The 25894-nt window shown below is 42.8% G+C and carries 26 protein-coding genes; 16 read left to right on the forward strand and 10 right to left on the reverse strand.

The features are described from left to right. Positions 1-4: 4 nt before the first annotated feature. Entirely contained in the window at positions 5-1261 is a 1257-nt protein-coding gene (gene hutI, locus QNH15_RS05415; protein ID WP_283893151.1) for an imidazolonepropionase, read from the forward strand. Next, a complete protein-coding gene (gene hutG / locus QNH15_RS05420; RefSeq protein WP_283893153.1) occupies positions 1254-2201 on the forward strand; it encodes a formimidoylglutamase in 948 nt (315 codons plus the stop codon). Before hutI ends, hutG begins: the two co-directional genes overlap by 8 nt. 46 nt (positions 2202-2247) lie before the next feature. On the opposite strand, the gene QNH15_RS05425 is transcribed toward hutG, so the two are convergent. From QNH15_RS05425 to QNH15_RS05435, 3 genes are all read right to left on the reverse strand, one after another. Then, positions 2248-3270 (reverse strand): acyltransferase family protein, encoded by a 1023-nt coding sequence (locus QNH15_RS05425; RefSeq protein WP_283893155.1) that lies wholly within the window; start codon positions 3268-3270, stop codon positions 2248-2250. A gap of 183 nt (positions 3271-3453) precedes the next feature. Continuing rightward, a complete protein-coding gene (gene ytvI / locus QNH15_RS05430) occupies positions 3454-4485 on the reverse strand; it encodes a sporulation integral membrane protein YtvI (protein ID WP_283893157.1) in 1032 nt (343 codons plus the stop codon). Between the two features lie 92 nt (positions 4486-4577). Further along, positions 4578-5402: a YihY/virulence factor BrkB family protein gene (locus tag QNH15_RS05435; protein ID WP_061967400.1), complete on the reverse strand. Its 825-nt coding sequence runs from the start codon at positions 5400-5402 to the stop codon at positions 4578-4580. Positions 5403-5704: 302 nt separating this feature from the next. Between QNH15_RS05435 and QNH15_RS05440 the strand changes: the two genes are divergently transcribed. Next, positions 5705-6406 carry a TerC family protein gene (locus tag QNH15_RS05440; protein ID WP_283893159.1) on the forward strand — a complete coding sequence of 234 codons (702 nt, stop codon included), beginning with the start codon at positions 5705-5707 and terminating at the stop codon, positions 6404-6406. A 60-nt stretch (positions 6407-6466) separates the two neighbouring features. Here QNH15_RS05440 and QNH15_RS05445 read toward each other — a convergent pair whose 3' ends face one another. The 3 genes from QNH15_RS05445 to QNH15_RS05455 are packed head-to-tail and all read right to left on the reverse strand — an operon-like array spanning position 6467 to position 9160. Then, entirely contained in the window at positions 6467-7447 is a 981-nt protein-coding gene (locus QNH15_RS05445) for an ABC transporter permease (RefSeq protein ID WP_061967405.1), read from the reverse strand. Next, a complete protein-coding gene (locus tag QNH15_RS05450; protein WP_283893160.1) occupies positions 7440-8351 on the reverse strand; it encodes an ABC transporter ATP-binding protein in 912 nt (303 codons plus the stop codon). Before QNH15_RS05450 ends, QNH15_RS05445 begins: the two co-directional genes overlap by 8 nt. Then, positions 8348-9160: a GDSL-type esterase/lipase family protein gene (locus QNH15_RS05455; protein ID WP_283893161.1), complete on the reverse strand. Its 813-nt coding sequence runs from the start codon at positions 9158-9160 to the stop codon at positions 8348-8350. Before QNH15_RS05455 ends, QNH15_RS05450 begins: the two co-directional genes overlap by 4 nt. A gap of 202 nt (positions 9161-9362) precedes the next feature. On the opposite strand from QNH15_RS05455, the gene QNH15_RS05460 reads away from it, so the two are divergent. The 3 genes from QNH15_RS05460 to QNH15_RS05470 all read left to right on the forward strand — a co-directional run bounded on the left by QNH15_RS05460 (position 9363) and on the right by QNH15_RS05470 (position 12066). Next, positions 9363-9743, forward strand: a complete 381-nt coding sequence (locus QNH15_RS05460; protein WP_283893162.1) for a hypothetical protein — start codon at positions 9363-9365, stop codon at positions 9741-9743. Between the two features lie 805 nt (positions 9744-10548). Further along, the gene (locus QNH15_RS05465) at positions 10549-11466 is read left to right on the forward strand and encodes a formate/nitrite transporter family protein (RefSeq protein ID WP_283893164.1); all 918 of its coding nucleotides are present in this window, start codon (positions 10549-10551) and stop codon (positions 11464-11466) included. A 90-nt stretch (positions 11467-11556) separates the two neighbouring features. Then, positions 11557-12066 (forward strand): TraR/DksA C4-type zinc finger protein, encoded by a 510-nt coding sequence (locus QNH15_RS05470; protein WP_283893166.1) that lies wholly within the window; start codon positions 11557-11559, stop codon positions 12064-12066. Between the two features lie 42 nt (positions 12067-12108). On the opposite strand, the gene QNH15_RS05475 is transcribed toward QNH15_RS05470, so the two are convergent. Further along, positions 12109-12771: a phosphatase PAP2 family protein gene (locus QNH15_RS05475; RefSeq protein ID WP_283893168.1), complete on the reverse strand. Its 663-nt coding sequence runs from the start codon at positions 12769-12771 to the stop codon at positions 12109-12111. A gap of 568 nt (positions 12772-13339) precedes the next feature. On the opposite strand from QNH15_RS05475, the gene QNH15_RS05480 reads away from it, so the two are divergent. From QNH15_RS05480 to QNH15_RS05510, 7 genes are all read left to right on the forward strand, one after another. Beyond that, entirely contained in the window at positions 13340-14008 is a 669-nt protein-coding gene (locus tag QNH15_RS05480; protein ID WP_283893170.1) for a C40 family peptidase, read from the forward strand. A gap of 143 nt (positions 14009-14151) precedes the next feature. Next, on the forward strand, positions 14152-14373 hold the full coding sequence (locus tag QNH15_RS05485; protein WP_061967420.1) for a hypothetical protein: 222 nt from the start codon (positions 14152-14154) through the stop codon (positions 14371-14373). An 82-nt stretch (positions 14374-14455) separates the two neighbouring features. Further along, positions 14456-14677 carry a hypothetical protein gene (locus QNH15_RS05490; protein ID WP_061967422.1) on the forward strand — a complete coding sequence of 74 codons (222 nt, stop codon included), beginning with the start codon at positions 14456-14458 and terminating at the stop codon, positions 14675-14677. A 216-nt stretch (positions 14678-14893) separates the two neighbouring features. Next, on the forward strand, positions 14894-17152 hold the full coding sequence (locus QNH15_RS05495; RefSeq protein WP_283893173.1) for a glycoside hydrolase family 2 protein: 2259 nt from the start codon (positions 14894-14896) through the stop codon (positions 17150-17152). A gap of 17 nt (positions 17153-17169) precedes the next feature. Beyond that, on the forward strand, positions 17170-18453 hold the full coding sequence (locus QNH15_RS05500) for an ABC transporter substrate-binding protein (RefSeq protein WP_283893175.1): 1284 nt from the start codon (positions 17170-17172) through the stop codon (positions 18451-18453). Positions 18454-18515: 62 nt separating this feature from the next. After that, positions 18516-19448, forward strand: coding sequence for a carbohydrate ABC transporter permease (locus QNH15_RS05505; RefSeq protein ID WP_129477457.1), 933 nt, complete (start codon positions 18516-18518; stop codon positions 19446-19448). Positions 19449-19459: 11 nt separating this feature from the next. Continuing rightward, positions 19460-20296 (forward strand): carbohydrate ABC transporter permease, encoded by an 837-nt coding sequence (locus QNH15_RS05510; RefSeq protein WP_283893179.1) that lies wholly within the window; start codon positions 19460-19462, stop codon positions 20294-20296. Between the two features lie 71 nt (positions 20297-20367). Here the strand turns inward: QNH15_RS05510 and QNH15_RS05515 are convergent, their stop codons facing one another. The 3 genes from QNH15_RS05515 to QNH15_RS05525 are packed head-to-tail and all read right to left on the reverse strand — an operon-like array spanning position 20368 to position 23663. Beyond that, positions 20368-21240: a carbohydrate ABC transporter permease gene (locus QNH15_RS05515; protein ID WP_283893181.1), complete on the reverse strand. Its 873-nt coding sequence runs from the start codon at positions 21238-21240 to the stop codon at positions 20368-20370. After that, the gene (locus tag QNH15_RS05520; protein WP_283893183.1) at positions 21237-22328 is read right to left on the reverse strand and encodes a carbohydrate ABC transporter permease; all 1092 of its coding nucleotides are present in this window, start codon (positions 22326-22328) and stop codon (positions 21237-21239) included. Before QNH15_RS05520 ends, QNH15_RS05515 begins: the two co-directional genes overlap by 4 nt. A gap of 15 nt (positions 22329-22343) precedes the next feature. Continuing rightward, a complete protein-coding gene (locus QNH15_RS05525) occupies positions 22344-23663 on the reverse strand; it encodes an ABC transporter substrate-binding protein (protein WP_283893185.1) in 1320 nt (439 codons plus the stop codon). Positions 23664-23990: 327 nt separating this feature from the next. Here QNH15_RS05525 and QNH15_RS05530 point away from each other — a divergent pair, with 327 nt between their 5' ends. The 3 genes from QNH15_RS05530 (at position 23991) to QNH15_RS05540 (ending at position 25892) form a co-directional block, all read left to right on the forward strand. Then, positions 23991-24542: a DJ-1/PfpI family protein gene (locus QNH15_RS05530; RefSeq protein ID WP_283893187.1), complete on the forward strand. Its 552-nt coding sequence runs from the start codon at positions 23991-23993 to the stop codon at positions 24540-24542. A gap of 72 nt (positions 24543-24614) precedes the next feature. Beyond that, positions 24615-24779: a YtzI protein gene (gene ytzI, locus QNH15_RS05535; RefSeq protein ID WP_090238000.1), complete on the forward strand. Its 165-nt coding sequence runs from the start codon at positions 24615-24617 to the stop codon at positions 24777-24779. Positions 24780-24965: 186 nt separating this feature from the next. Then, entirely contained in the window at positions 24966-25892 is a 927-nt protein-coding gene (locus QNH15_RS05540) for a DNA-3-methyladenine glycosylase family protein (protein WP_283893191.1), read from the forward strand. Positions 25893-25894 lie beyond the last annotated feature (2 nt).

Below are 25894 nucleotides of genomic sequence, written 5' to 3' on the forward strand. Positions count from 1 at the left end.
AAAAATGCTGGATACACTACTCACACCCATCGGCCAGCTGCTGATGATTACGGGTTCAGAAGGCCCAAAACGGGGAAGCGGCATGGCTGTTCTTCCTGTGATTGAGCATGCTGCGCTGGGGATAAAGGACGGAAGAATCGCGTTTGTCGGAAGTGCCGAAGAGGCAAAAGGGATTGAGGCAAAAGAAAGAATAGATTGCAGCGGTAAAGTCGTTTCCCCTGGCCTGGTTGATCCCCATACCCATCTGGTTTTTGGCGGATCACGGGAACACGAAATGGCATTAAAACAGCAGGGGATGTCCTACCTTGAAATCCTGAGCCGGGGCGGCGGCATTTTATCCACTGTAAAAGCCACGAAAGCAGAAAGTGAGGAAGCCCTTTTTCAAAAGGGGATGTTCCATCTTGACCGGAGCCTGAACCTTGGCGTCACCACCATGGAAGCAAAAAGTGGCTATGGACTGGACAGGGAAACGGAGCTAAAGCAGCTAAGGGTCGTTAAACAATTAAATGAGGCGCATGAAATGGACATCGTCTCTACATTTTTGGGTGCCCACGCCCTGCCCCCGGAATTTAAAGGGAAGCCTGAGGCATTTTTGAACAGTATGCTTGACCTTTTGCCGGAAATTAAAGCACAGGGACTTGCGGAATTTGTAGATATTTTTTGCGAGACAGGAGTCTTTACGGTTGAACAATCCCACAAATTTCTGGCATCTGCCATAGAGATGGGATTTGGGGTCAAAATTCACGCAGATGAGATTGACCCTCTTGGCGGAACGGAAATGGCGTGTGAAATTGGAGCGGTTACGGCCGATCATCTCGTTGGTGTTTCCGAAAAAGGGATTTCCTTGCTTGGAACAGCACCGACTATTGCCGTCCTGCTGCCGGGGACTACATTTTATCTTGGCAAAGAAAGCTATGCTCCCGCCAGAAGCATTATTGAAGCAGGCGGAGCTGTCGCTTTGTCAACCGATTTCAACCCGGGAAGTTCACCGACTGAAAATCTGCAGTTTATCATGAATCTGGCCGCATTGCGCCTCAAAATGAAACCAGAAGAAATCTGGAATGCGGTAACGGTAAATGCTGCGCATGCGATCGGAAGAGGGAAAGAAGCCGGCGCAATTGAGGTTGGAAGATGGGCAGATATTGTGTTATGGGATGCTCCCAACTATCATTATCTTCCCTACCACTATGGTGTAAACCACGTAAACACTGTATGGAAAAAAGGCAGGAAAGCAGGGGAAAGGAAGCCTTCCTATGCCTGATGTCCGTCATCTTTTGCCCGCCAGCGAACCTAAATTCAAGGACAGTGGAATAACGAAAGCAGGTGAATTGCTAAAAATCTGGAACGGCAGTCCTGCAACCGGAATCGGACTGATTGGAGCTCCTCTATCCAAAACCTCGATATCCCACTCAGGGGCTGCCATGGCGCCTGAAGTAATTCGAAAAATGCTGCATTCCTTTACGACCTATAGTGTGGAAAAAGACAAAGATCTCAAGTCAGTGGCTATTACCGATTTTGGGGACATCACTCCCCATGTAACAGATCTGAAAGAAACACAGAACAGGTTTGTAAAAGTGATACAAGAAGTGCTTGAACGCAATCCGGATATCATTCCTGTTATCCTGGGCGGCGACCATTCGATCAGTGCGTCGAGTATCAGAGCCTTTAGGAAGGTTAAAGGGCCGGTTGGGATTATTCAGTTTGATGCGCATCATGATCTCCGAAATCTTGAAGATGGGGGACCTTCCAATGGTACCCCCTTCCGCCAATTAATAGAAGGAAACGATATTAAAGGGGAACATCTTATTCAAATCGGAATCCGGGATTTTTCAAATGGCAGAATGTATACAAACTATGCCAAAGAAAATGGCATTAAGATTTATTCCATGAACAATGTCAACCGTTTGGGAGCAAGGAGGATTTTGGAGGAGAGTGTTCGTACTCTAAAATCCAAGGTTTCTTCCATTTATGTTTCTGTGGATATGGACGTACTGGACCAGGCGTTTGCTCCGGGTTGTCCGGCGATCGGACCCGGAGGAATGACCAGTGAAGATCTTATTCAGGGGGTACAATACCTCTCCACCTGCCCGGATGTTAAGGGGATGGATATTGTCGAGGTGGATCCAACCCTTGATTTCAGGAATATGACCAGCCGTCTTGCGGCTTACCTGATCCTTCAGTTTCTTCTGAATCGCCCTTGATATAAAAAGAAGAAAACCATCCAGAAGAATGACGCTGGATGGTTTTTTATGATTTTCCCTCTTTTTTCAGCATCCGGTTCAGCTTGGACCAGCGGAGCTCGATAAGCGGCTGAGCAAGTGCAATGACAGGCTTGCTGGCCAGGAACATGGTAATGATCACTGCGAGGACAAGGAGCATGACATAATAATTGTTGTCCTCAATCTTTGAAAAAAGATCGGTTGTAAACAGATATTTCAATACAAACCCGTGCAGCAGATAGATATATAACGTCCGTTCTCCGAATTCGGTAAAGAAAAATCTCCGTTTCGGTATAATCGCCAAAAAGCTGAACGTTGATAAAAACATGACCGCATACAAGCCGAGTCTGATCACACCGCCATACCATTCATTATGCCCCAATATATCTGCATAGGAAGATGAGGACAGGAGCCAGTCTTTGGCTTGATCCGGAATAAAGAAATGATAGGCCAAAAACATGAGTACGAGAAAAACTCCCGAACCGATGCGTATGGATGGCTTTAGAATTTGTTTGAAATCCCTTTTGGTCAAATAGTGTCCCAATAGAAACACCGGGAAAAAGACAAAGGTTCGCAGAAGGCTCAGGTACGTCCCAATTTCTGTAATGTACCCAACCGCAATTCCGATGCCGATCGCCAGCAGCAAGGGATATTTCATTTTCACAAAAACCTTTAACAGGACGTTCCAAAACACAAGGCTTAATAGAAACCAAAGCGCCCAATGCGGATCGAAAAAGTTAAGCTTCATTTCACTTTTATTGTAGAGATCATAGTAAAAAAAAGAATAGATTAATTGGAAGACGATGTATGGAATAAGAATCTTCCTGAAGATTTTGGAAAGATATCCGTCTTTGTGTACTCCTTTAGTGAAAAATCCGGAGATTAAAATAAATGCCGGCATGTGGAAGGTATAGATGAAATTATAGATAGTGTAAAGCCAGTCACTTTGGCTTTTGATCGGAGAAATAAAGTGTCCAAACACCACCAAAAAAATTAAAATAAATCGTGCATTGTCAAAATAATAGTCTCGTTCTTTTACTTGGGTCGCCATAATTCCTCCAACTTTTACAAGACGTGCAAATATAGTTATTCGTTTCTTTTTTATGAGCAGGGTCCGTTTTTTTGTATCTCTTTCTATAATTCCCATAAATGACTGGTAATCTAACCTATAAATAAAAAAAGTACAAACGGGGGGTTTGTACTTTTACCATATCATTCTTTTCTTAAAAAGGGCTTAAAAATCAATTTTAATCTTAATAAATCCTGCGCTGCGCAGTGCTTCATAGATGATCACAAGAGCCGGCCCGACAATTAGTCCGATGAAGCCAAGGAGCTGGAAGCCAAGGTAGAGGCTGATCAATGCGGCAAGCGCTGAAATTCCAAGGCTGGAACCAAGGATCTTGGGCTCGATAATACGGCGGATTACGGTAAGAACAACAAACATGATGATTAAGCCAATCGCAAGGAAGTCATCACCTACAATAAAATTGTAGATCGCCCAGGGGACAATAAACGATCCGGTACCCAGTATGGGAAGGATATCGACAAGAATGATGAATAAAGCAATCAGAACGGCATATTTGACATCCAGAATCAAAAGGCCGATTAATGCAAGCACATAGGTGATAAAGCTTAAGATCAACTGGGCACGGATAAATCCTACGGTTGCTCGGGACAGCTGGGTAAAGACGAGCTCGACCTTTTCCCGCGCAGAGGTTGTAAACAAATTGAGAAAGTTGGCAAAAAGCCTCGGCAAGTCCAGTGAAATTAAAAATAAAGCTACCAGATAAATAATAAGGTAAAGCAGCAGCTGGGGTATGGCAGCCGCAACTGCAATGATGCCGTTAGTCAGTTTGGTTGCAAAGCTTCCGGCATAATCCTTAAATCCGTCCAAAGCATTCTGAACAGTTGAAAGGGCTTCAGGAGGAAGGGAGGCATAGAGCTTTTCTACTTTATATAAATCATTTTCAATCAGACTGAATACTTTTACTGCATACTTCGGAACCATCGTAAGAAAATCAATCGTCTGAACAACAAGTGTGGTTGTCAGCCAGTAGGTGAAAATGCCGAATCCGGCAAGAAATAAAATAAACACAATCGTTACGGACAGCAGCCTTTTAATTTTAAAGTTGTTTATGAAAAGTTTAATAGCCGGTTCAAGCACCAAAGCGGTCACAAGCGCTAGAATCAACGGAATGCTGTATGGAATAAGAAAAATGGCTGCTGCCAGCAGCACAATAATAATAATTACATTCTTTAGACGCATTTCTGTACATCATCCTCTATGTATAATAACTTTCTCTCTAATTAAATGATTATATGGAACGGGTAAAAAGTCAATCTGTAATATTGGTAATCTCATGAATTTTGCAAGTTTTTCCTTTGATGCATGGTAACCAGGATGGCATTGAGCTGTCCTCCAAGAATAAGAATCATGGCGGACAGGTAGAACCAGATCATAAGCGTCAGCAAAGCACCAAGGTTTCCATAAATCTGACGGTAATCAAACAACGTCACATAGTAGGAAAATCCAAGGGAGATCAGCTGCCACCCAATGGTTGAAAAGAAAGCACCGGGAAGAACATGTTTTAATTTCAAACGGACATTCGGGGCAATAAGGTATAGGGAAATAAACATAACCATGAGGATCACAAAGCCCAATGTCCATCGGGTGGTTGCCCAGATATGAAAAGCTGGATGATTGTATCCAAGGTGATTGGCTAAAAAATGGCCAATCGAGCTTCCAAAAACGGGTAGCAGTAAAGATGAAACGATCGCAATAACCAGGCCAATGGTCAAAAGGATACCCAGCAGCAGTTCCCTGATAAACGGACGGTTCTCTTCCACATGATATGCTTGATTGAACACGCGGATAATGGCGAGAATGCCGATCGAGGACAGCCAGAGGGTAACCAACAGACTGATTGAAAAAATATCCCCGCGGCTTTGATCAAGTACCGATATCAAATTGTATTCCAGCAGGTTAAAGGCCTGAACAGGAGCAAACGGCCGGATAAGCTCCAGTACGGAGGACGACGAAATCGGCAGAAAGCCCAGTATAGAGAAAACCAAAAACGAAAACGGAAATAAAGAAACCAAAAAATAATAAGCAAGCTGTGCCGACAAATCGAACACTTTATCTTCAAAAAAACGCAATTTCAATTCCTTCAGAAATACAATCATAACAAACTCCTTTTGCCTCACTAGCCCCAGTATTCCCCTTGTTTCAGCAATAGAGACGTGGATGTCAAATTTTTTCACCGCCCGAAAATGATTGAAACCTTATGCGTAAAGAACCGTATACTTTAACATGCCAAAATTCTTAAAAAGCAGAATTGAGAGGAGAAGGACAAGGTTGCGATAGGGAAATGGACGATGCATGTCTCCCGGATTTTTAAGAAATGATAGTAAAGAATTTGAAATTATTTTATGTGTTTTTCACATCATAAGGTGTTTGAGCTGGAAATCAAGGAGGATATTTACTGATGGATTTTTTATCAACCGAATTTCTGTCTGCGCTCTTATCCATTGTCATTATTGACCTGGTACTCGCAGGCGACAATGCGATTGTCATAGGACTTGCAGCGAGAAATTTGAAAAAAGAACAGCAAAAGAAGGTTATCATCTGGGGAACGGTCGGAGCTGTCGTAATTCGTGCTGTGGCAACAATGGCCGTTGTATGGCTGCTTAAAGTACCTGGCCTGCTTTTGGCAGGTGGCCTGATCTTAATCTACATTGCCTATAAGCTGATGGTGGAGGAAAAAGACCACGACATTAAAGCACAGGACAGTATTTTGGCAGCCATCCGGACCATTATTATAGCGGATGCGGTTATGGGGCTTGATAATGTACTCGCTGTGGCAGGAGCAGCTCATGGAGACTTTTTGCTCGTTGTTCTTGGTTTATTGATTTCTGTTCCGATCGTCGTTTGGGGCAGTACATTGTTCTTAAAACTGATCGACAAATTTCCATTCATTATTACCATAGGGGCGGCTATTCTCGCCTGGACAGCCGCGAAGATGATCGTTGGTGAGCCGTTCCTGAAAGAATATTTCAGCAATCCGGTCATAAAGTACGGTTTTGAAATTATTATCATTGCAGCTGTGGTCCTCATCGGCTGGCTGAAGAAACGTTCGGCCAGCAGGAAAAAGGCAGAACCGGCGAATCAACCCGAGAGCGGTGTCTAAACGAAACGAAAAAAGCTGAAGCAGGCGTTGTTCTGCTTCAGCTTTTTTTGCTGAATTCATTTAAAACACATCTTTTTTGGTAAACACGGCAAAGGAAACAACGAGGCCTCCGATTGCCCATACCAAAAGGACGATCAGTGAAAAGCCGAGGGACATTCCTTCTATTGGTGTGGCCATTCCGCTAATGTAGTCGGTGAGGCTGAGATTAACCATAAACAAATATTTCGCACTTTCCCATGATGATACCATGTTGGAAAGAATCGCTCCGGCGATAAGTGCAGCCAGCATGATTCCCATGACAGCCGCTGTGCTCCTGAGCAGAACCGAAAGCATGAAGGTTAAGGTTCCGACGACAAGGCACACAAACCAAACTAAACCAAATTCCATAAGGATATACTGCCATTGGGGTATGAGGTGAACGTTATTCGTAACTAATTCCTCTCCGCTTGTGCTAAAGCCGGTGAGCAGCGGCATGCCCCATCCCCCATAACCGAACACCACGCCTGATATGGCATAGGATAACACCGCGGATGCCGTTACAATAAAGGAGACGGATAAGATCAGAGCTAAATATTTGCTTAATAATATTCGCCATCGCTTGACTGGCCGGGTAAGCAGCAGCTTGATGGTTCCGCCACTTGCTTCCGATGAAACGAGATCGGCAGCTACAACCATGACCAGAAGCGGAAGCAGCAAATCAATGGAGTTTTCAACAAACACCCTCATGAATGTTGGAGCACCGGGAGCTTGCGGATTAATATTGTGATCCAGATAGTATTGCTGCTGAGCCAAACGGATCTTCAGGTATTTTCTCCAGTCATCCTGCATCCTGCTCGAGCTTAGCCGATTCTGTGTATCCACAATTTCCTGTTGAAGCTGTGTTCTCCAATCCACGTTCCCCAGTTTTTCCCGTGTTGTTTTTACTTCCTGATACTGTGCGTACGTGAAGAGAGGCACAAGAGCCGCGATAATGAGGATGATAACGAACAAACGCTTTTTTCTGAAAAGCTTAAGCAACTCGTTATGGACAAGTTTATTCAATATGCTCGCCTCCTGTCAGTTCCAGGAAAAGATCTTCGAGGGCAGGCAGCTTAGTTCGCATCTCTTTCACTTCCACTCCTGCAGTGACGAGCATCCGATTCCATTTCCCGATTTGATTTTCATCATATAAGGTAATAAGATTTTCTTGCGACCGTGTGACATTCGTGACTTCCCTGAGCAGGGATTCTGCTTTTTCCAGCGGTTCAGCCTTCCAGACCACCCGTTCTTGTTCTGCCAGCAATGCATGAACCGAATCCACACGGATGATGCTTCCTTTTGAAATGATTGCAACACGGTCGCACATCAGCTGAATTTCACTAAGCAGATGGGAAGAAACCATGACACATAATTTTTCTTTTTCCGCGAGGAAGCGAATGAATTCTCTCACCTCGCGAATCCCGGCAGGGTCCAATCCGTTGGTTGGTTCATCAAGGATCAACAGTTTGGGGTTTCCCAGCAAGGCCTGGGCAATCCCCAGCCTTTGCCTCATGCCAAGGGAATAGGTGCCGACTCTGTCATGAATCCGGTTTCCCATATCCACAAGTTCAACTACTTCATGAAGCCGTTTCTGCGGAATGGAGGGATCCATCCGGGCAAAATGTTCAAGGTTTTCCCAGCCGGTCAAATAAGGATAAAGTTCCGGATTTTCTACGATGCAGCCCAAGTCTTTCATGGCATCGCCAAAATGGGTCTGAACGTTTTTGCCTCCGATCAGGACAGTGCCTGAAGAGGGCTTAATCAATCCGACGATCATACGGATGGTTGTCGTTTTCCCGGCCCCGTTCGGACCTAAAAATCCAAAAACTTCTCCAGGGTACAAGTCAAAGGAGATGCCTTTAATGATATCTTTTTTACCGATTGTCTTTCGCAAGTTTTTTACGGATAGAGCAGGTGATTGGCTCATTTCTGGTCCTCCTCGCTAAAACGGATGAGGGAAGCTGTGCGCTCTCCGATTAATTGATATCCTTGTTTGTTGGGGTGAAAATGATCACTGTACAAATAATCATTCACATTCAGTTCGAAAAGGTCAAAAGTAGGTACATAAATGATATTTGGCTGAGCAGCTGCGGCGTTGGCTGAATCATAATTCCACTTTCTGACGATGCTGGAAGTCGTTTTCGAATCCTGCATGTCACTGAAGGGATTATAAAGCCCAACATGATAGATAATACCGTTTTTGTTCAGCGAGCGGATTTCTTTATAAATAGCTTTTAAGTTTGAAAGATAAACATCTTCTGTTTTATTGATATTTTTCGATTCCAGCTCTTCGAGCGCTTGTCCTCCGCGGAATAAATCATTGCCGCCAATGGTCAGCAGAATCACATCTGCATTTTTTATTTGTCGCTGAATCTGTGGCTGCTGGAGTTGCTTAAGAAGCTGGACAGAGGTCTGTCCCTTTATGGCGGAATTGGTCAACTCGATTTCCTTTTTTGTTGTCTTTGCCAATTCTTCCTTGAGGTAACCAATGTATCCCTTGCCATCAGGATCTCCTGTTCCTCTTGTCAATGAGTCACCAATGGCCGCAATTTGCAGGGTTTTCCCTGATGAATCTTGCTTCTGTTGTTGAGCGGTATCCGGCTTCAGCGATTTTGCCTGCCGGTTTTTGTTATCCGCGAAAAACTGATCCTGAAGGACCCAGGCAAGACCCGCCAGCCAGACCAATGCGGATAAAATGGAAAGAGCTGTGACGAGAGATAGACCTTTTTTTCTCACAAGACCATCCTTTCATATCCTGATTAGTAAAAGCATAGCAGACAATGGAAAAATCTCTTACTATTTTGCATAGGAATTCCTTCATTTATTTCAAATGTTTTCAAATCTGACACATTAGGAATTTTGGTTTTTTATTGATATTTGCTGGTAAAGAAAGAGACAATATAGAAAACGGTGGAAAGGCAACAAGGTGATCATAAATATGAAGAAAAAAATGAGAAGCATGGTGGCCGGTTTGATTATAATCGGCGGTTGTGCAATCTATATGTATAGCAGCCTGATGCCGCCTCTTAAAATACAAACTAAAAGAACCTCAGCGGTTCAAACGTGGATGGACGCAGAAAATACGGGCCGCTTTCCTTTGAAAATAGAAGCTTTTTATATTAATAATAATGAAGTTCCACCCGAGGTCTCTATGAAGATGAATACTTCTTGGGTTCCTGTTCGCGGGCAAAAGATTTTTGCAGGACAAAAAAAGAAAATACGTATTCTGCATGACTTTCCGGCTAAGCAAATCGTGATTGTTTATCAATATGCCGGCATTCCTTTCACCCGGACGTTCTTTGTAAAAGATGTCGGGTAATATAAAAAGAAGCTGTTTTTTAAAGAATTTATTTAATTTTTGTTGAGATACGATGAAAAAAGAAGGAATTTTGTAAAAAAACTCATGTGTTGAAGGTGAAGCAAGCAAAAAGCGTTAATATCAGACAAAAATGATTATTCTGAATATTTTAATTATGCTTAGAATACAGTATTATAAACGTAACAAACGAAGGGAGTAGATTCCAATGAAGAATGAAAGCGAAGCATGCTAAAGAAGCTTTAAGGAGCTTATGCATGTGGGTCTTCAGAGTAGTCTATTTAATAACACATAATCTGTTAAAGGCGTGATTCCAATGAAAATTGTTAGCGAAGCATGTCAGAATCGTATCCACCATAAAACCAGCCCGTGAAAACTGGTTTTGCGATATGTGGACATGTGGGAAACCAGTGACGGGTACGCATTAATTCAGAGGACGTGGTTCCAATGACAACGGCAAGCGAAACATGCCAGAATCATGGCGCAAAGGAAAACAGTCCGTGAAAACTATTTTCGCATCATGTGGGCATGTGGGAATCCAAAGAAGGAAAATAAACTGAAAGATGCAAGTCTGCAAGTAATGCAAGGCATGTGTTTTAAGTAAAGAAAGGAAAATCAATAAGTGAATAGCAAGTACATTAAATGAGGCGCACGTTTATGTTCATTCACATAAACAGCGCCTTATTTTTGTGTCTTCCTATTCTTCATCATAACACGGAGATTTTCGGGGAACGCTATGAACATTATTTCACTTTTGTTTGAGGCATGAAGCGGCAGGGAATCTTAGCAGGGAAATGGAGGGGTATGGATGAGTAAAGGTACTGAAAACGAGGCTTCAGAAACAACGAAGCCAAAGAAACCGGAGCGGCAATATTATTTTCCTGCTCAAATTGTAGAAAGTTTTATTACAAAGGGAAAGGAATCCCTGCAAACGACGTATATGGCCCAGTTCATTCTTTCGGTTCTGGCGGGAGCGTTCATCGCATTTGGAGCACTCGGTTCAGTACTGCTTACTATGGAAGTAGACAGCCAGGGGGTAATGAATCTGCTTGCAGGGGTCGGCTTTACCATCGGCTATGCCATGGTTTTTTTATCCGGCTCAATCCTTTTTACCGAAGTAAACATTCTCCTTCCCAGTTATATCATGCAAAGCAAATACTGGATCAGCAAAAAACTGCTCTATTTTTGGCTGATCTGTTACATAGGAAACTTCCTTGGTGCTTTATTTGTCGGCTTCCTGCTCAATTTTTCAGGATCGCTGCATGGGGAATTTTACGATCATCTGCTCACCTTTATGGAAAAGAAAATGGAATTTACGCATCGTGGAACATGGGGTTGGTTTCAGGTCCTTTTCTCAGGCATCCTCGCCAATTGGCTCATTGGAGCGGCCGCGGTTCTTGCTACTGCGGCAAGGGATGTTGTAGGGAAAATACTTGGTATTATGCTGCCTGTCATTATCTTTGAGGCCGGCAACTTTCAACACGCCGTAGCAAATATGGGTTATTTCAGTATATCTGTTCTTGAAGGCTTTGATATCAGCTGGTACAAATTTATCCTTTTAAATTTATTTCCGGCTACCATTGGGAATTTAATCGGCGGCGCCATTCTCGTATCTCTGCTCTTGTCTTACGCTTATAAAGAACAAATTGATGAAGGGGTATTGAAGGAAGAGGAAGAGGCAATCGATGAAATCGAACATAAAGATCAACAAGGTCAGCACTCATAATGAGATTATGTCTGTTCGGCAGGTGAATGCGTGTTATTTTCGGATAAATAGGGTAAATAGTAATCACTAACAAGTATGAGGAGGCCCATCATGAGCTTAACAAAACAGCAAATCAACGAACTCGAACAATCATTGCTGAGGATGAAGAAACAGCTTGAGGAACAGCAGGAGTTAAGGGAGAGCGAGGAAAGCCTGCAGGAGTCTACAGGGGAAATCAGCTCAGTTGACAGCCACTTTGGTGATATGGGGAGTGAGTTATATGACCGCGAAATGGCAATGGCGCTTGATGAAAATCAAGAGGAAATTCTTGAAGACATTAACGAAGCGCTCCAGCGTATCGAAGAGGGTACCTATGGGAAATGCGTTGACACGGGAGAGGAAATACCTTACGAAAGATTAAAAGCTCTTCCTTATGCCAAACGGACTGTTGAAGCGCAGGCAGTAGCGGACAAGGAAGGGAAAATCAGTGACGAGTACGAAATTGAAGAACCCTCGTTTGTCCGTAATGGAGAAAAGAATCTTGAAGACAGCCGGATGAGAACGGTAGACGAAATTATGGACACACATGGAAATGCATCAAACAAAGGAGAGGACGCCTGAGCCGCTCCTTATTTTTTACCCAATAAAAAAGCAGCAGTCCCTCTAGCGGGGTTCTGCTGCTTTTTTGTTTTTGGCGTACTTCTTGCTGCTGGCATATTCCAGTATGGGTTTAAAATAAAAGATTGAATTAAACAAAATGTTTCCGAGCAGGATGCCGGCAAAAGCATCGAGAATAACGTGCTGTTTAACAAAAAGGGTGGAAAAAATGATCAGATATCCGATCAATGCCACTGAAGCAACAAAAACGGGAGTCTTTGTTTTACAATGGCGGGAGGCAATTACCATGAGGTAGCTGCTCAGCACATGAATGCTTGGAAAACAATTGTACGGTTCATCTGCCGAATAAATATAACGGATCATGGATGTGAAAATGCTGTTTCCATCCAGAGGAGGCCTTGGAACAGTGGTCTGAAAAAAGAAGTAAATAACATAACAAATGACCATTCCGGTGGTAAGGCTCAACAAAGTTTTATAGTAGAGAGACCGGTCATAAACAAAAAAGTAAAACAGCATGCCAAAGATGAAAATATACCAAAAGACATAGGGAATAATAAATGCTTCAATAAAAGGGATCTGCTGGTCAAACGATGTGATAAGGCTCCTGGCTCCACGGTCTCCATTATTAAGCAACTCATAAAAAGAGTGCAAAAGCGGAATAGAGAGCATTAAGCACAAAGGAAAGAAATGCATTTTTAATTTACTCAAAGTCACTACTCCTTTAGCCGTGATAAAAAGTACTTACAATGTATTACCCTATTTTACCCGAATGAACACTATAAACCGAACACAGGTGATTACCACATTATACCATATTTTCAGGAATGCCGGCTTTTCCAAAAGAGAAATGGCCATTCCAAAAAACAGGATACGACCCACATGAGATCATGCGGGTTCTTGTTCATCATAGCGTAAAAATATGCCTATAGCACCCCTTTAAAGGAAGGTATTTTAGAAATGAATGCTAAAAGTCACTAAATGTTCCAATATATGATGGGACATTTTATAAACACTACTTTTTAAGGGGCGAAAAGACCTACTATAAAAGATGAATAGAGCAAATGACGGAAATCCCCCTCCATATTTTAACTAGTATTGACAAAATTTGAGGAATTCTTTAGGTTTAATGTCACGAAAAATCGGGAATTATCTCTTTTTGTAATATTACTGTAATCTTCCTAAAACACGGATGTCATATTTTGTTGGTAGAATCTAAGTAAGTTAGCAAGAAGAAAATACCAACATTGGTAATACAGATTTTAGGGGGATACATGCTTTGAAAAAATTGGTAGCGGCAGCGGCACTAGTAGGAATGATGGCTTTCAATCCGATCGTAGGTAAAGCAGCGCTTGGCGATCACACATTAAAACAAGGTATGACCAGTAAAGACGTACAACAATTACAGACCGTCCTAAAGAAAAAAGGATACTTTACATATAAAAAGACAACGACTTACTATGGTACATATACGAAATCAGCAGTTCAAAAGTTTCAAAAAGCAAAACGGTTAAAAGCGGATGGCATTGCCGGTTCAAACACATTTAAAGCACTGGGCGTAAAAAAAGCAGTAAAGAAAAGTTCTTCAAGCAGCTCGGCAAGTGTAGTAACTGTGGCAAAGAAATATAAGGGAGTTCCATACCGATGGGGCGGAACGACACCAAAAGGTTTTGACTGCAGCGGCTATATCAATTATGTGTTTGAAAAAGCCAAGAGAGTAGACTTGCCACGCACGGTTTCAGGTATTTATTTGAAAGGGACACGTGTAAGCAAGCCAAAAGCCGGCGATGTGGTGTTTTTCCATACGTACAAGAGCGGAGCTTCCCATGCAGGAATTTATATTGGCAATAACGAGTTCATTCACAGCTCATCTTCGAAGGGTGTAAGTATTGCTTCTATGAAAAATCCATACTGGGCTCCTAAATATCTTGGGGCAAAGAAAATATAACAGGAAAACAGGCATATTCAATATGTCTGTTTTTTTATTTATTCTTTGTCATACTGTTTCACTTTTCTGAATACTATAGTATAATTTAAGATATATTGTAGGGCCTTAATGCAGTTTACCTTCCTGTGAAAGGAGTGTTAGGCATGTATTTAGGTGAAACTGTCAAAATTGATCGATTTGACGGAGAATATTTTGAGGTGAGCCAGCACTGGCTGATGGATATTGTGTGGAACAAATATCACATGCCGCTAAGGGACTTTTTGGCTTCCTATGACAGAAGAGACAGCGACTATATACTATCACTTGCTAATCACAACACGCTGGAGTTTGAATTAAAATATGATGAAAACCACTTGTTTCTGTAAGTGGTTTTTTTGTTTTTGCCCAGTGTCATCCTCTTTACACGTTTCATATCATATGAAAGATGTGAGGCAAGGAGGAAGAAAAATGGCGAAAAAACCAGCGAAGAAAACGGCAAAAAAGACATCCAAGTATGATCAGGCGGTAAACAAGTATGCACATACAGTAAAAATGGTCACAAGCTCGACCTGTATTTCATGCAAGACGCAGTGTGCGAGAGGGCTCTCATATATCGAAAAAATGAGCCATCCGGGAGCAGTGGGCCATGGAGTCCCTTGCCATCTGACAAAAGGAAAAGGAACCAAATAAGATGGAATGGCATGGGTCCCGCTTCATATCCATTATGAGCCAGTTTCCTCATGGGTGAAGCGGTGCCTCTTTTTTTATAAATGGATGATAATGGCAAAAAAGGTGTTTACACAATCGGTAACAAGGGAAAAGTTCAGAATAGTGTGAAGTTCTTTGGCTCTGGCCCATAAAGTAATAGAAAACATACACTTATACCCGAAAAGTCAGGTGATAAAAATGAGCAGAGAGTGCAGAGAAAAACTGAGTTTAAATGGAATTTGGAAATGTGTGCAGGATGAAGATGACCAGCTGGAAGGAAATATTCGAAATAAGCCGGTTTACCATGCTGAAGAGTTAACATGGACAGACATTCTTGTTCCTGCTCATTGGCAGAAAGCGGGTTATGAAGATTTTCAGGGGGTGATGTGGTATAAGGCGACATTCCGGGCACCACCCAAAAAGTCCGATAAAATGTTTTATATTTGTTTTGACGCGGTAGATTATTATTCGGAAGTTTGGTTGAACGGTGTGTATTTGGGAACGCATGAAGGAGACTTTGATGCATTTGAATTCAATGTTTCCGATTTTCTGCATAATGGCGAGGAAAACATTCTGGTCGTTAAAGTTACCTCTGAATTGGATACGAGGCCGGAGAGGAAAAAGATTGCCAAGGGCGGGCTTTATCATTGGGACTGTCTACCAGTGAACCAGGAAGGGCTTACCGATTGCCCCGAGGTCCCTTCTTCTGTGAACGCTCACTATCCGAATCCACTCATCAACCCGGGCGGTATTTGGAAGGATGTTTATCTGGAGGAACGAGGCAAGGTACATATTGAGCATATCCAGATTACACCCTACTTGAAGGATGACTATAAGAAAGCCACCATCTACCTGGACGTTGAATTAAACAACAACAACAGCAAGGAAGCAAGGATTGATGTGGAGGTCTCCTTTTTGCCGCATAATTTCAGGGGGAAAATATACAGATGGAAACGGCAAAGTTATTTCCAGAGGCCGGGAACAAGCAGTTACTCCATGACCGACCAGCTGTCCCAGCCAAAATTGTGGTGGACATGGGAGCTTGGTTTTCCCCATCTTTATAAAGCTGTGATTGAGGTCTGGGCAAACGGGGTATTGGTTGATAAAAAGATTCAAATATTTGGGATTAAAGAAATCAAAATGGACGAAAATTGGATCTTTTATCTCAATGGAACGAGAGTTTTTATCAGAGGCAACAATTACTTGTCCGACCAGTTCCTTTCCCTGATGACCAAGGAGTCCTACCAGCTCGATGTCCAGATGATGCTGGACGCCAATATGAACACCACCCGTTTGTTTGCGCATGCTGAACAGGAAGAGTTTTACCAGCTGTGCAATGAAAAGGGGATTATGGTGTTTCAGGACCTGCCCTTTCAGTGGGGCTATGAATCGACAGGTCTTTTTATAAAAAGAGCAGAGGATGTCGCCAGGCGTTTTATACGAATGCTGTATAACCATCCGTCCATCATTCTTTGGTCATGCCACAGTGAATCCCGCTATCATGATTACAATAAGCTGGATAATATGCTGCTGCGCGTGGTTAAGGAACTCGACAGCCTGCGCCCTGTAATAAAAAACTCAGTCCTTGTCTCTGATGAAGAACTTCCACACTATTTTGAGACACTTGACGATTTTACAACTTATATCGGTACACATTTAAGTGTTCACTGGGTTGGATGGTACTGGGGGAAAATTGAGGACGCAGAATTCTATAATCCGATGTTTGTAACAGAATACGGCACTCAGTCCATTCCAAATGAAGATTCCTTAAAGAAATTTATGAATCAGGAGTCTCTCTGGCCGGTTAACTGGGAGATCTACCGTACATGGGGATTCCAGACGAACATCTACCAGACCATGATGGGATCTGTGATGACTCAGTCGCTTCAAGATCTCATCGATATCACTCAGGATTACCAGGTGCAGTTTTACAAGGAACATACGGAGGCATTAAGAAGAAAGAAATACAATCAAGTCGGCGGACTGCTTCAGTTTCACTTTGTAAATACCGGCCCCTCCATTGACTGGTCCATTATCGACTACTACCGCCAGCCGAAGAAAGCCTACTTTGCCATGGCAAAGGCTTTTGAACCGCTCCATCTGTCGTTCAACGGAGATATTACTGAAGGTGAGCTTGGACGCACAGCCACGGTTATACCATGGATCATCAATGACTATAATGTAGCTTTTAAAAATTATGAAGTGACTTACAAAGTGTTCCTGGAAGATGGAACACTGGTTGATCAGCAAAAGTTATCCGTTCCATTGATTGAGAAAGATTCCGTCCAATCGTTTGAATCATTAACTCTTCCTGTTGCGAAAGGGGAAACCATTACCGTAACAGGGCAACTGAAGGACATGAACGGTACATTGATTATGGAAAATGACAAAGTGATCCGGTCTCTACCATCTGCAGATGAGTTGCAGGATCCATTTAAATCACCCATACGATTATAAAATGAGGAGGCAATTCTATGAAAAAGGGAATATTGCTGCTGTTTTGTCTTATATTTGCGTTTTCGATGGCTGGCTGTTCCAACGACAAGCAGGGAGCGTCGGGATCGGAGAAAGGCGGGGAGGTGCAGCTTAAGATGTGGGCGCACCAGGGCCAGCCCAAGGAAGTCGACTTTTATAAAAAAAGGATTGACGAGTTTAACAAAGAACACAAAGGTAAAATTAATGTAAAGCTTGATATTATCCCAAGCGGTACAGGTCATGCGTATGAAGATAAAATCAATGCAGCTGCCACCTCCAATGGACTTCCGGATGTTCTCGATATGGATGGTCCCTTTGTCGGAAACTATGCAGCTACCGGTATTCTTTCACCAATCGATGATTATGTGGAGAAGAGTGACAAACAGGATTTTGCCAAATCCATCATCCAGCAAGGTACATATGACGGCAAGCTTTATGCACTTGGAGCGATGGAATCCTCCATTGTAGTCTTTTATAACAAAAAATTATTAAAAGAAGCGGGTATTCAGGCTCCTGAAACACTCGACAAAGCATGGACGTGGGACCAGTTCATGGAAGCCTCCAAAAAACTGACAAAAGGGGATGTACGCGGCCTTACCATGCACATGGATCTTGGGGTCGGGGAATGGCTCACGTACATGGGTTCCGTATTCGTATGGTCAAATGACGGGCTCTTGCTCAACAAGGGCAGAACGAAAGCGGAAGGCTATTTAAACGGACCGGAATCGGTAGAAGCGTTGAATTATGTGAAAGGTTTATTTAAATCAAAGGTTGTAAGTGTTTCCAACGGACCTGCAGACTTTGAAGAAGGAAAAGCCGCTATGATGATTGGCGGAGTATGGTTGATTCCTGGTTTTGAAGACTATAAAAATCTGGATTGGGGAATGACCTATTTCCCTTACAGCAAGAAGAAAGTGTCGCCTTCAGGCTCTTGGGCATTTGGTGTTTCCAGCCAATCTCAGCATCCAAAAGAAGCGGCAGAAGTTGTAAAATGGATGAGCAATAAGGATTCCGTCGTTGAAATATCCAAGATTACCGGAATGCCCCCGGCCAGGGAGTCCGCATTTAAGGAAATTAAAGAGTATGACAAACTTCCGAAAAAGGTAATTAAAGACCAGGTATTGAATACTGCAAAAGCCCGTCCGGCCACTCCAGCCTATCCAGTGCTGAGCGCCAAGTTTGCTGAAGCGTTCCAAGCAGCTGCACTGGGACAGGATGTAAAGCCAGAACTGGATAAAGCAGCAAAGGACACTGACCGTGAGCTTCAGCGCTTTAAAAAATAAGAAGGGAAAGGAGTGATGATGTCACTCCTTTTCATATATTTTTACACGGAAAGGAGAAAAGGATGGAACCAATTACCCAAAAAACAAACGTAAACAATCCGTTGCCCACAGTGAGCCCGAAGCAAAGAAAAAGAAAAAATTTGTTTACCAGCTATGGCTTTGTAGCTCCTGCCATAATCCTGCTCTTTGTATTTTTAATTCTTCCAGCTATTCTTGCGTTATATTTCAGCTTTACAAACTATTATCTTCTAACCCCGGAACAAACGAAATTTGTCGCATTTGAAAATTACAAGCGGCTTGCAGAGGATAGCCTCTTCCTGAAATCACTGGGCAATACAGCCCTTTTCGTAGTGATTGTCGTTCCTGTACAAACGCTTGTTGCACTGGCCCTTGCGCTTTTGGTCAATCAAAAATTAATGGGCATAAAATTTTTCAGGATGGCCTTTTTTGCACCTGTTGTGACATCGATGGTTATCGTATCCATCCTCTGGACCTTTATTTATAATCCTGACAATGGCTTGGCAAACTCCATTTTAAATATTGTCGGTCTGGGGCCGTTTCAATTTCTGACGGATAAAGACCAGGCAATGTACTCTATTATTTTTATGAGTATCTGGCAGGGTGCTGGCTATCAAATGATGATTTTTCTTGCGGGACTTCAGGATATTCCGGATCATCAATACGAAGCAGCATCCATTGACGGAGCAAATGCATGGCAAAAGCTGATTCATATTACTATTCCGGGAATCCGCAACATTCTTGCCTTTATTGCCATCGTTACAATGATTGCGGCAACAAAACTTTTTATACAGCCATTCGTAATGACGCAGGGAGGGCCGCTTGATTCCACGAAAACGCTTGTTTATATGGTGTACGAAACCGGCTTTAAATTCCGGGATGTTGGTTATTCCTCCGCTATTGCCATTTTATTCTTTGTGATCGTATTGATTATTTCCATACTGCAGCGAAGGTTCATTAAAGAAAATACAGAATAGGAGGAGAATGTATGAAAAAGAATCGAATCATTGCACAAATCGGTTTGTATGTTGTTCTCATTTTGTTGGCCATTCTCTTTTTATTTCCTCTTGTTTGGATGGTGGTTTCGTCATTTAAAACCGAGCCGGAAATTTTTGCGGATTTGAAATCATTTAGAGCTTTTGTTCCTTATACATTCTCATTGGACAACTATACGGGGGTATTTGAACGAATTCCCTTCATCCGCTATTTGCTCACAAGTACGCTGTATGTATCCGTGATCGTTCTTCTCGGCTTGTTTGTGAACTCGCTTGCCGCCTACGCATTTGCCCGCATGCAGTTCAAGGGAAGAGATCTTTTGTTTTCAGCAGTGGTAGCTTTAATTATCATTCCGTTTGAAAGCATTTTGCTTCCGCTATATTTGATCATTGATGAGTTTGACTGGCTCAATACGTATCAGGCGCTCATTATCCCGTTCATTGCCAATGCATTTAATATTTTTATGTTCCGGCAATTCTTCTTGAACCTGCCGAAGGAGCTTGAGGAATCGGCCAGGATGGACGGAGCATCGACCCTGAGAATCTTTTTTCAGATTGTGATTCCGTTATCGAAACCCGTATTTATCACGGTAGCTCTGCTGACCTTCATTACCCATTGGGGAGACTTTATGTGGCCTTTAATTGCCACTACAGATGAAAGTGTCAGACCGCTGCAGGTGGGAATGCAATTCTTTTTCCACCAGCCGCCTGTAAAGTATGGACATGTCATGGCAGCCCTCACGATGGCTACCATACCGCTGTTGATCATTTTTGTATTCTTTCAAAAGTATTATGTGCAGGGAATTGCCTCTGCCGGTATGAAAAATTAATACTGGATGGCTATGAAACTTCGAAACATAAAAAAACGGATATACCAGATGGCGGTATACCCGTTTTTTCTTTATCCTTTTGTTCCAGAGGTAATGTTGGAGCCTTCAATAAAGTACCGTTGAAAAAAGAAGAAGATGAGAATGACAGGAAGCAGGACAAGTACCGATGCTGACATCAAATAATGCCATTGGGTCTGAACCGTTCCCTTGAAGGTCTGCAGTCCGATTTGAAGTGTATATAGCTTCTCATCATTAATGTAGAGCAATGGTCCAAGGAAATCATTCCATGCGCCATTAAAAGAAAGAATGGCCACAGTAATGACCGCTGGTTTCATGAGCGGCATCGCCAGCTTCCACCAGATCTGAAAATGGTTGGCGCCGTCAATTTTGGCTGCTTCAATCATTTCATCAGGAATGGTCTTGAAAAACTGACGAAGCAGAAAAATGAAAAACGCATTGCCGAAAAAAGCGGGAACAATCAATGGTAAATACGTATTGATCCAGTGCAGCTTTGAAAAAAGCATATATTGGGGAATCATCATAACAAACCCCGGAATCAGCATGGTGGAAAGAACAAGCATGAATAGAAAATTCTTTCCTCTAAACCGGATTTTAGCAAAACCGTAGGCAACAAAAGAGTTCACCACGACGTTTCCAATCACTACACATACTGTAATAAAAATGGTATTGATGGCCCACCGGGTGAAGGGGGCCGTTTGCCAGGCTTTCAAATAATTGCTCCACTGAAAGGATTCCGGCATAAATGAGGGAGGATATTGGGCAATCTCTCCCGGAGTTTTCAAGGACGTAGAGATCATCCACCAAACGGGTGACAGGATAACGATACTGCCGAGAATCAGAAGAAAGAGAACAAAAGATTTCTTCATTTTTCTTCTAAATGACATGGTTTCATAGAACTTTGGTGCGTGCTGCCTAGTACTCATTTTTCATCCCCTCCGCCATAATGAACCCAGTGTTTTCCGAATTTCAGGTTGATGACTGTTAAAACCAGTACAATGACGAACAGGAACCATGCCATCGCTGAAGCATATCCCATGTCAAAGACTTCAAATGCTTTGTTCCACATATGCAAATTATAGAACAGGAGGGAATTCACAGGACCTCCATCCCCATTTTCCGTCATGACGTACGCTTCCTGAAAAATTTGGAATCCTCCAATCAGGCTTGTAACAATATCAAAAAAGATGACGGGTGTGATCATGGGAAGCGTAATATGGAAAAACTTTCGAAAAGCACTCGCTCCATCAATATCTGCTGCTTCGTACATGGCTTTTGAAACCCCTTGAAGGCTGGCAAGATACAAGAGCATACCGCCGCCAACGCTCCACATTTTCATGACGATCAATGCAGGTTTTGTCCACTCGGGATCAAACAGCCATGCAGGGCCCTTGATGCCGAACCAGCTCAGTGCAGTGTTCACTAAACCTGTTGATGGGCTGAGAAGCTGCATCCACAGTAAATAAACAGCGACACCCGATAGAACAGCAGGGAGATAATAGATGGTCCGGAACACTTTGATACCTGGGATTTTTTGGTTGAGAAGCACTGCCAAAAGGATAGCGCCGGCCGTTGTCAATGGTACGGAAAAGGCTACAAAATACAAAGTGTTCCAGAGAGAGGTCCAAAACAATCCATCATTAAAAAACATATTATGATAATTTTGTGTTCCCACAAAATCCATTTTCGATGTGATATTGTAATTAGTGAAACTGACATACAAAGAAAAAAGAAGCGGACCCACTGTTAATGCCACAAACCCGATCAGCCATGGCGAAATAAATAAAAATCCTGATAACTCCTCACGTTTTCTTAAGGATTTTATCCTGTACTTTTTTACAGGTTCTGCAATGTTCCTTTGGGCAGCCTGTTTTCTTTTTTTTGCAGACTCATACGCTGTTTCCATCACAACATCCCGCCCTTCGATTGATTTTTTGCCAGCTGTCTGGCTGCGAATCCGCGTTTGGCTGCATAAACGGCCTGTCTTGGTGGCGACAGGCCGCTTCTTTTTCAAAAGTAAAAGAGTACCTTATTTCTTTAGTGATTGTTCTACCTCTGACTGTGCCTTTTTCAGGGCATTTTCCGGTTTTTCTTTTCCTAAAAGAACGGCATCAATTAACGGGTTGATTTTATTCTGATAATCAGGAGCATCTGCCGGAACAGGATTCATGGTGGTTACTTGTAAATTATCAACCGCTTCCTTATAAACCATTTTGTCGTTGCCGCTTAATTTAGAAAGGGCATCCTCAGACGCTTTCTTGTTCGCCACATTATCAAAATTTTTGGACGCCCAATAGGCTTGTGCTTTTTCTCCTGTCAAATATTTGATGAATTCATAGGATTCTTTTGGATGTTTGGCTCCCTTTGGGATTTCAGCCACGAAGCCGCCACCGTCGCTCCAATGCTTGGCATCTGCGGATTTGGCAGGGATTGGCGCCACTCCAAAATCCATGTCTTTCCCAAAGTCCCTGATTTGTGTATAGAAGGTGGCAACGTCCACCCACATACCGACTTTTCCGGCAATGAAAGGATTGGATTGTTCGCTTCCAAATTCCGCTTTGAACGCATTTACATTTTCCTGGCCGATCCGGTCATTCCAGCTCTTAAGCCACTTTAGTCCTTCCAATTTCTCAGGTGTGTTGATTTGTACCTCGTTGTTTTGGGACAGGAATCCTTTTCCGTTGTCGGCATTCATGAGCCAGCTTGGAGGCCCGAATGATCCCCATAACGGGTAAAAACCGATTCTCTCATAGCGGTCGCCGCTTTTTTTATCGAGCTTTTTGGCATACGCTTCAAGCTCATCCCATGTCTTCGGCGGTTTATTTGGATCAAGGCCAGCTTCTTTAAACGCCTTTTTGTTATAAAAAAGAAGTCGGGTATCAGTGTTAAATGGCACGGCATACGGATCGCCTTTATACTGGACTGTATCCCACAGTCGTGGGTAAAAGTTGCCTTTAAAAGAATCATCTTTTATATATTCAGATAAATTGGTAGATTGATTGTTTTTGGCGCGATGCTGCACGGAGTTAATGTCATTAATGATCACATCGGGAGGATTACCGGCAGAAATAGCGGCAAGGTTCTTTGTCCAGATATCACCAAATGGCAAGAATGTGTGTTTTACATATATATCATCTTGTGATTTGTTAAAATCATTAATGATTTTTTCAATCACAGGCCGTCTTGTTTCGGACCCCCAGAATGTCCAAAAATTCAACGTGACTTTCCCCTTTTGGGCAGAACTGTCGCCGGAGCTTTCCTCTTGCGGCCCCCCCGCACTCCCTGAGCAGCCGGCAAGCATGCCCAGCAAAATTAAAACAGAGATAAATAAGACAGAAACCCTTTTCATGTAGTACCTCCTAGTAAATAAGTAACAGCTTCTTCTCGCAAAAAACCGACCTTGTTAAATACCCAATTACTTTAGGACTGAAACCAAGTTTTCAACAAATTATAAGAAAAAGTCTGATTTTTTGATAAAAAGTTTATTTGGTTTCATGTTTTTATAGGAAAGAATGGAGAATTTGGGAAAATAGACGATTAAATACTGGGTTATTTTCACAACTTAATCATCAATTTTCCCAATACACACCCCTCTTTTGTACTGATACAATGAAATTAATACAAGGTTCGACAAAAATTGGTATGCCATTTGTACCACAGAAATGGATGTGGATACATGAAAAAGAGAGTGCTGGTTTATCTCTATCCCCAATTCCGGGAAGTAGAAATTGTGGTGGCGTTATCCGCCCTCAGCCGACATTACGAAATTTTAAGTTTTTCATTGCCCCACGGGGGAATTACGAGTGAGTGCGGATTGCTTGTACATCCGACCATTAAATTGAAAAACATAAATCCTTTGGAATACGACCTGCTGCTGCTCCCTGGCGGAAGACAGGCAGCAAGCCAGTCAGATCCTCGCCTTATCAGGCTGATAAAGGGCTTCGACAGAGATGGAGTCCGTATTGCTGCTATTGGCTTAGGAGTGTTAATTGCCGGAAAAGCAGGGATACTGGAAAATAAAAGCTATTCAGCCCCTCATCTGGAGGAGGAAAACAGAAAAGTGAAGGAGTGGCTGACAGGGCGCGCCGTAAACCGGCAGGTAGTTGAAGACAAAAATATAATAACGGCAAAGAACAATGCATATATTGATTTTGGGCTGCTGATCGGGGACCGGCTGGGGTGCTTTTCAAGTATTGACGATTATAACCTGTATAAGGGCACATTGTAGAACGAAATGTCCATGAGATTCCGGAGCTGCTCATGCTAAAATAGGGATTATCAAATAAAGGAGCTGTACATTGTGTCAACTCTTCTTATTTCAATTTTGATTTCCGTTATTATTATTTTGTTTGTTCTTGTCGTATTTGTTCTGGCAATTTCAAAAGGATATGCGTATAAACATACAGTGGACAGCCTGGATGACAACCCCCATCTAAAAAAAAGAGAAAACTCGGGAGACGCCTGACCCGTCTGCCGCAAAGTGAGCACTGCTGAAGGATTCAGCAGTGTTTTTTTGTTGAACGGTTTGCCATGGTGATCAGAAGGAATTGAAATTTGGACTGGAAAGTTTGCGGGCAAGAAGAGATAATAAATATGAGAGCGCATACACGATGTGTGTTTTTTTACAAAGAAGAAGGATAAAGGAGAAATTATGTTAAAAGTAATTAAACCTGCTTCACCCTTTGATTTCTCTAAAATGCTTCGCAGGGTGAAGAGCCATGGGAAAAATAACATTGTCCAGGCAGATTTGGAAAGTAAGTCGTACAAACGGATGGTTCATGTTGGAAACAGGCCGGTATTGCTTAATGTAAAGGCTAGCGGCGGCATAGATGAGGCAGAACTTTTGATTGATCAGCCGGATGACCTTAACCAGGAGGAAAAGGCCGAACTGGATGTTATTGTCACACGCATGTTTTCAACGGACATTGATCTTAAGCAATTTTATACCCAATTTTCAGGACACAGGCAGATTGCGCCTCTTATCACGTCATTTTACGGCTTGCGTCTGGTGACGGATCCGGACCTGTTCGAATCGATGGTGAAAATCATCGTTGGACAACAGGTGAATCTCACGTTTGCCGGTGTTCTGATCGACCGTCTCATTGATCTTGCCGGTGAGCATCTGGAAGTGAACGGTGAACCTTTCTCTATTTTTCCGGCGGTGGAGAAGATTGCAGCTCTTGATTATCAGGAGCTGAGAGAACTTCAGTTCAGCCAAAGAAAAGCAGAATATATTATTGATTTTGCCAGGATGATTGCGGCAGGAAAGCTTGATGTTGATGCCCTCTGGGGGATGAGTGATGAAGAGGTAATGGAAACACTGTTGCCAATCAGGGGAATTGGACGTTGGACCATTGAGTGCCTTCTCATATTTGCCATGGGGAGGACGGATGTGCTGCCTGCTGCGGATATTGGCTTAAGAAACGGAGTTCGTAATGCATGGGGACTGGATTACCAGCCCACAGAAGAAGACGTCAGAAGACTTGCGGAAGACTGGCGCCCGTGGAGTACGTATATTACCTATTATCTGTGGGAGAGCCTTGCGGCTGAGCCCGTAATAAAAGATTTGCAGATTTAGAT

The organism is Fictibacillus enclensis, from assembly GCF_030123385.1.
Lineage (GTDB): Bacteria > Bacillota > Bacilli > Bacillales > Fictibacillaceae > Fictibacillus_C > Fictibacillus_C enclensis.

Coding starts and splice junctions, on each gene's coding strand:
- hutI (WP_283893151.1), top strand. CDS start 5: ATGCTGGATACACTACTCACACCCATCGGCCAGCTGCTGATGATTACG.
- hutG (WP_283893153.1), top strand. CDS start 1,254: ATGCCTGATGTCCGTCATCTTTTGCCCGCCAGCGAACCTAAATTCAAG.
- QNH15_RS05425 (WP_283893155.1), bottom strand. CDS start 3,270: ATGGCGACCCAAGTAAAAGAACGAGACTATTATTTTGACAATGCACGA.
- ytvI (WP_283893157.1), bottom strand. CDS start 4,485: ATGCGTCTAAAGAATGTAATTATTATTATTGTGCTGCTGGCAGCAGCC.
- QNH15_RS05435 (WP_061967400.1), bottom strand. CDS start 5,402: ATGATTGTATTTCTGAAGGAATTGAAATTGCGTTTTTTTGAAGATAAA.
- QNH15_RS05440 (WP_283893159.1), top strand. CDS start 5,705: ATGGATTTTTTATCAACCGAATTTCTGTCTGCGCTCTTATCCATTGTC.
- QNH15_RS05450 (WP_283893160.1), bottom strand. CDS start 8,351: ATGAGCCAATCACCTGCTCTATCCGTAAAAAACTTGCGAAAGACAATC.
- QNH15_RS05460 (WP_283893162.1), top strand. CDS start 9,363: ATGAAGAAAAAAATGAGAAGCATGGTGGCCGGTTTGATTATAATCGGC.
- QNH15_RS05465 (WP_283893164.1), top strand. CDS start 10,549: ATGAGTAAAGGTACTGAAAACGAGGCTTCAGAAACAACGAAGCCAAAG.
- QNH15_RS05470 (WP_283893166.1), top strand. CDS start 11,557: ATGAGCTTAACAAAACAGCAAATCAACGAACTCGAACAATCATTGCTG.
- QNH15_RS05485 (WP_061967420.1), top strand. CDS start 14,152: ATGTATTTAGGTGAAACTGTCAAAATTGATCGATTTGACGGAGAATAT.
- QNH15_RS05490 (WP_061967422.1), top strand. CDS start 14,456: ATGGCGAAAAAACCAGCGAAGAAAACGGCAAAAAAGACATCCAAGTAT.
- QNH15_RS05495 (WP_283893173.1), top strand. CDS start 14,894: ATGAGCAGAGAGTGCAGAGAAAAACTGAGTTTAAATGGAATTTGGAAA.
- QNH15_RS05500 (WP_283893175.1), top strand. CDS start 17,170: ATGAAAAAGGGAATATTGCTGCTGTTTTGTCTTATATTTGCGTTTTCG.
- QNH15_RS05505 (WP_129477457.1), top strand. CDS start 18,516: ATGGAACCAATTACCCAAAAAACAAACGTAAACAATCCGTTGCCCACA.
- QNH15_RS05510 (WP_283893179.1), top strand. CDS start 19,460: ATGAAAAAGAATCGAATCATTGCACAAATCGGTTTGTATGTTGTTCTC.
- QNH15_RS05515 (WP_283893181.1), bottom strand. CDS start 21,240: ATGAGTACTAGGCAGCACGCACCAAAGTTCTATGAAACCATGTCATTT.
- QNH15_RS05525 (WP_283893185.1), bottom strand. CDS start 23,663: ATGAAAAGGGTTTCTGTCTTATTTATCTCTGTTTTAATTTTGCTGGGC.
- QNH15_RS05530 (WP_283893187.1), top strand. CDS start 23,991: ATGAAAAAGAGAGTGCTGGTTTATCTCTATCCCCAATTCCGGGAAGTA.
- QNH15_RS05540 (WP_283893191.1), top strand. CDS start 24,966: ATGTTAAAAGTAATTAAACCTGCTTCACCCTTTGATTTCTCTAAAATG.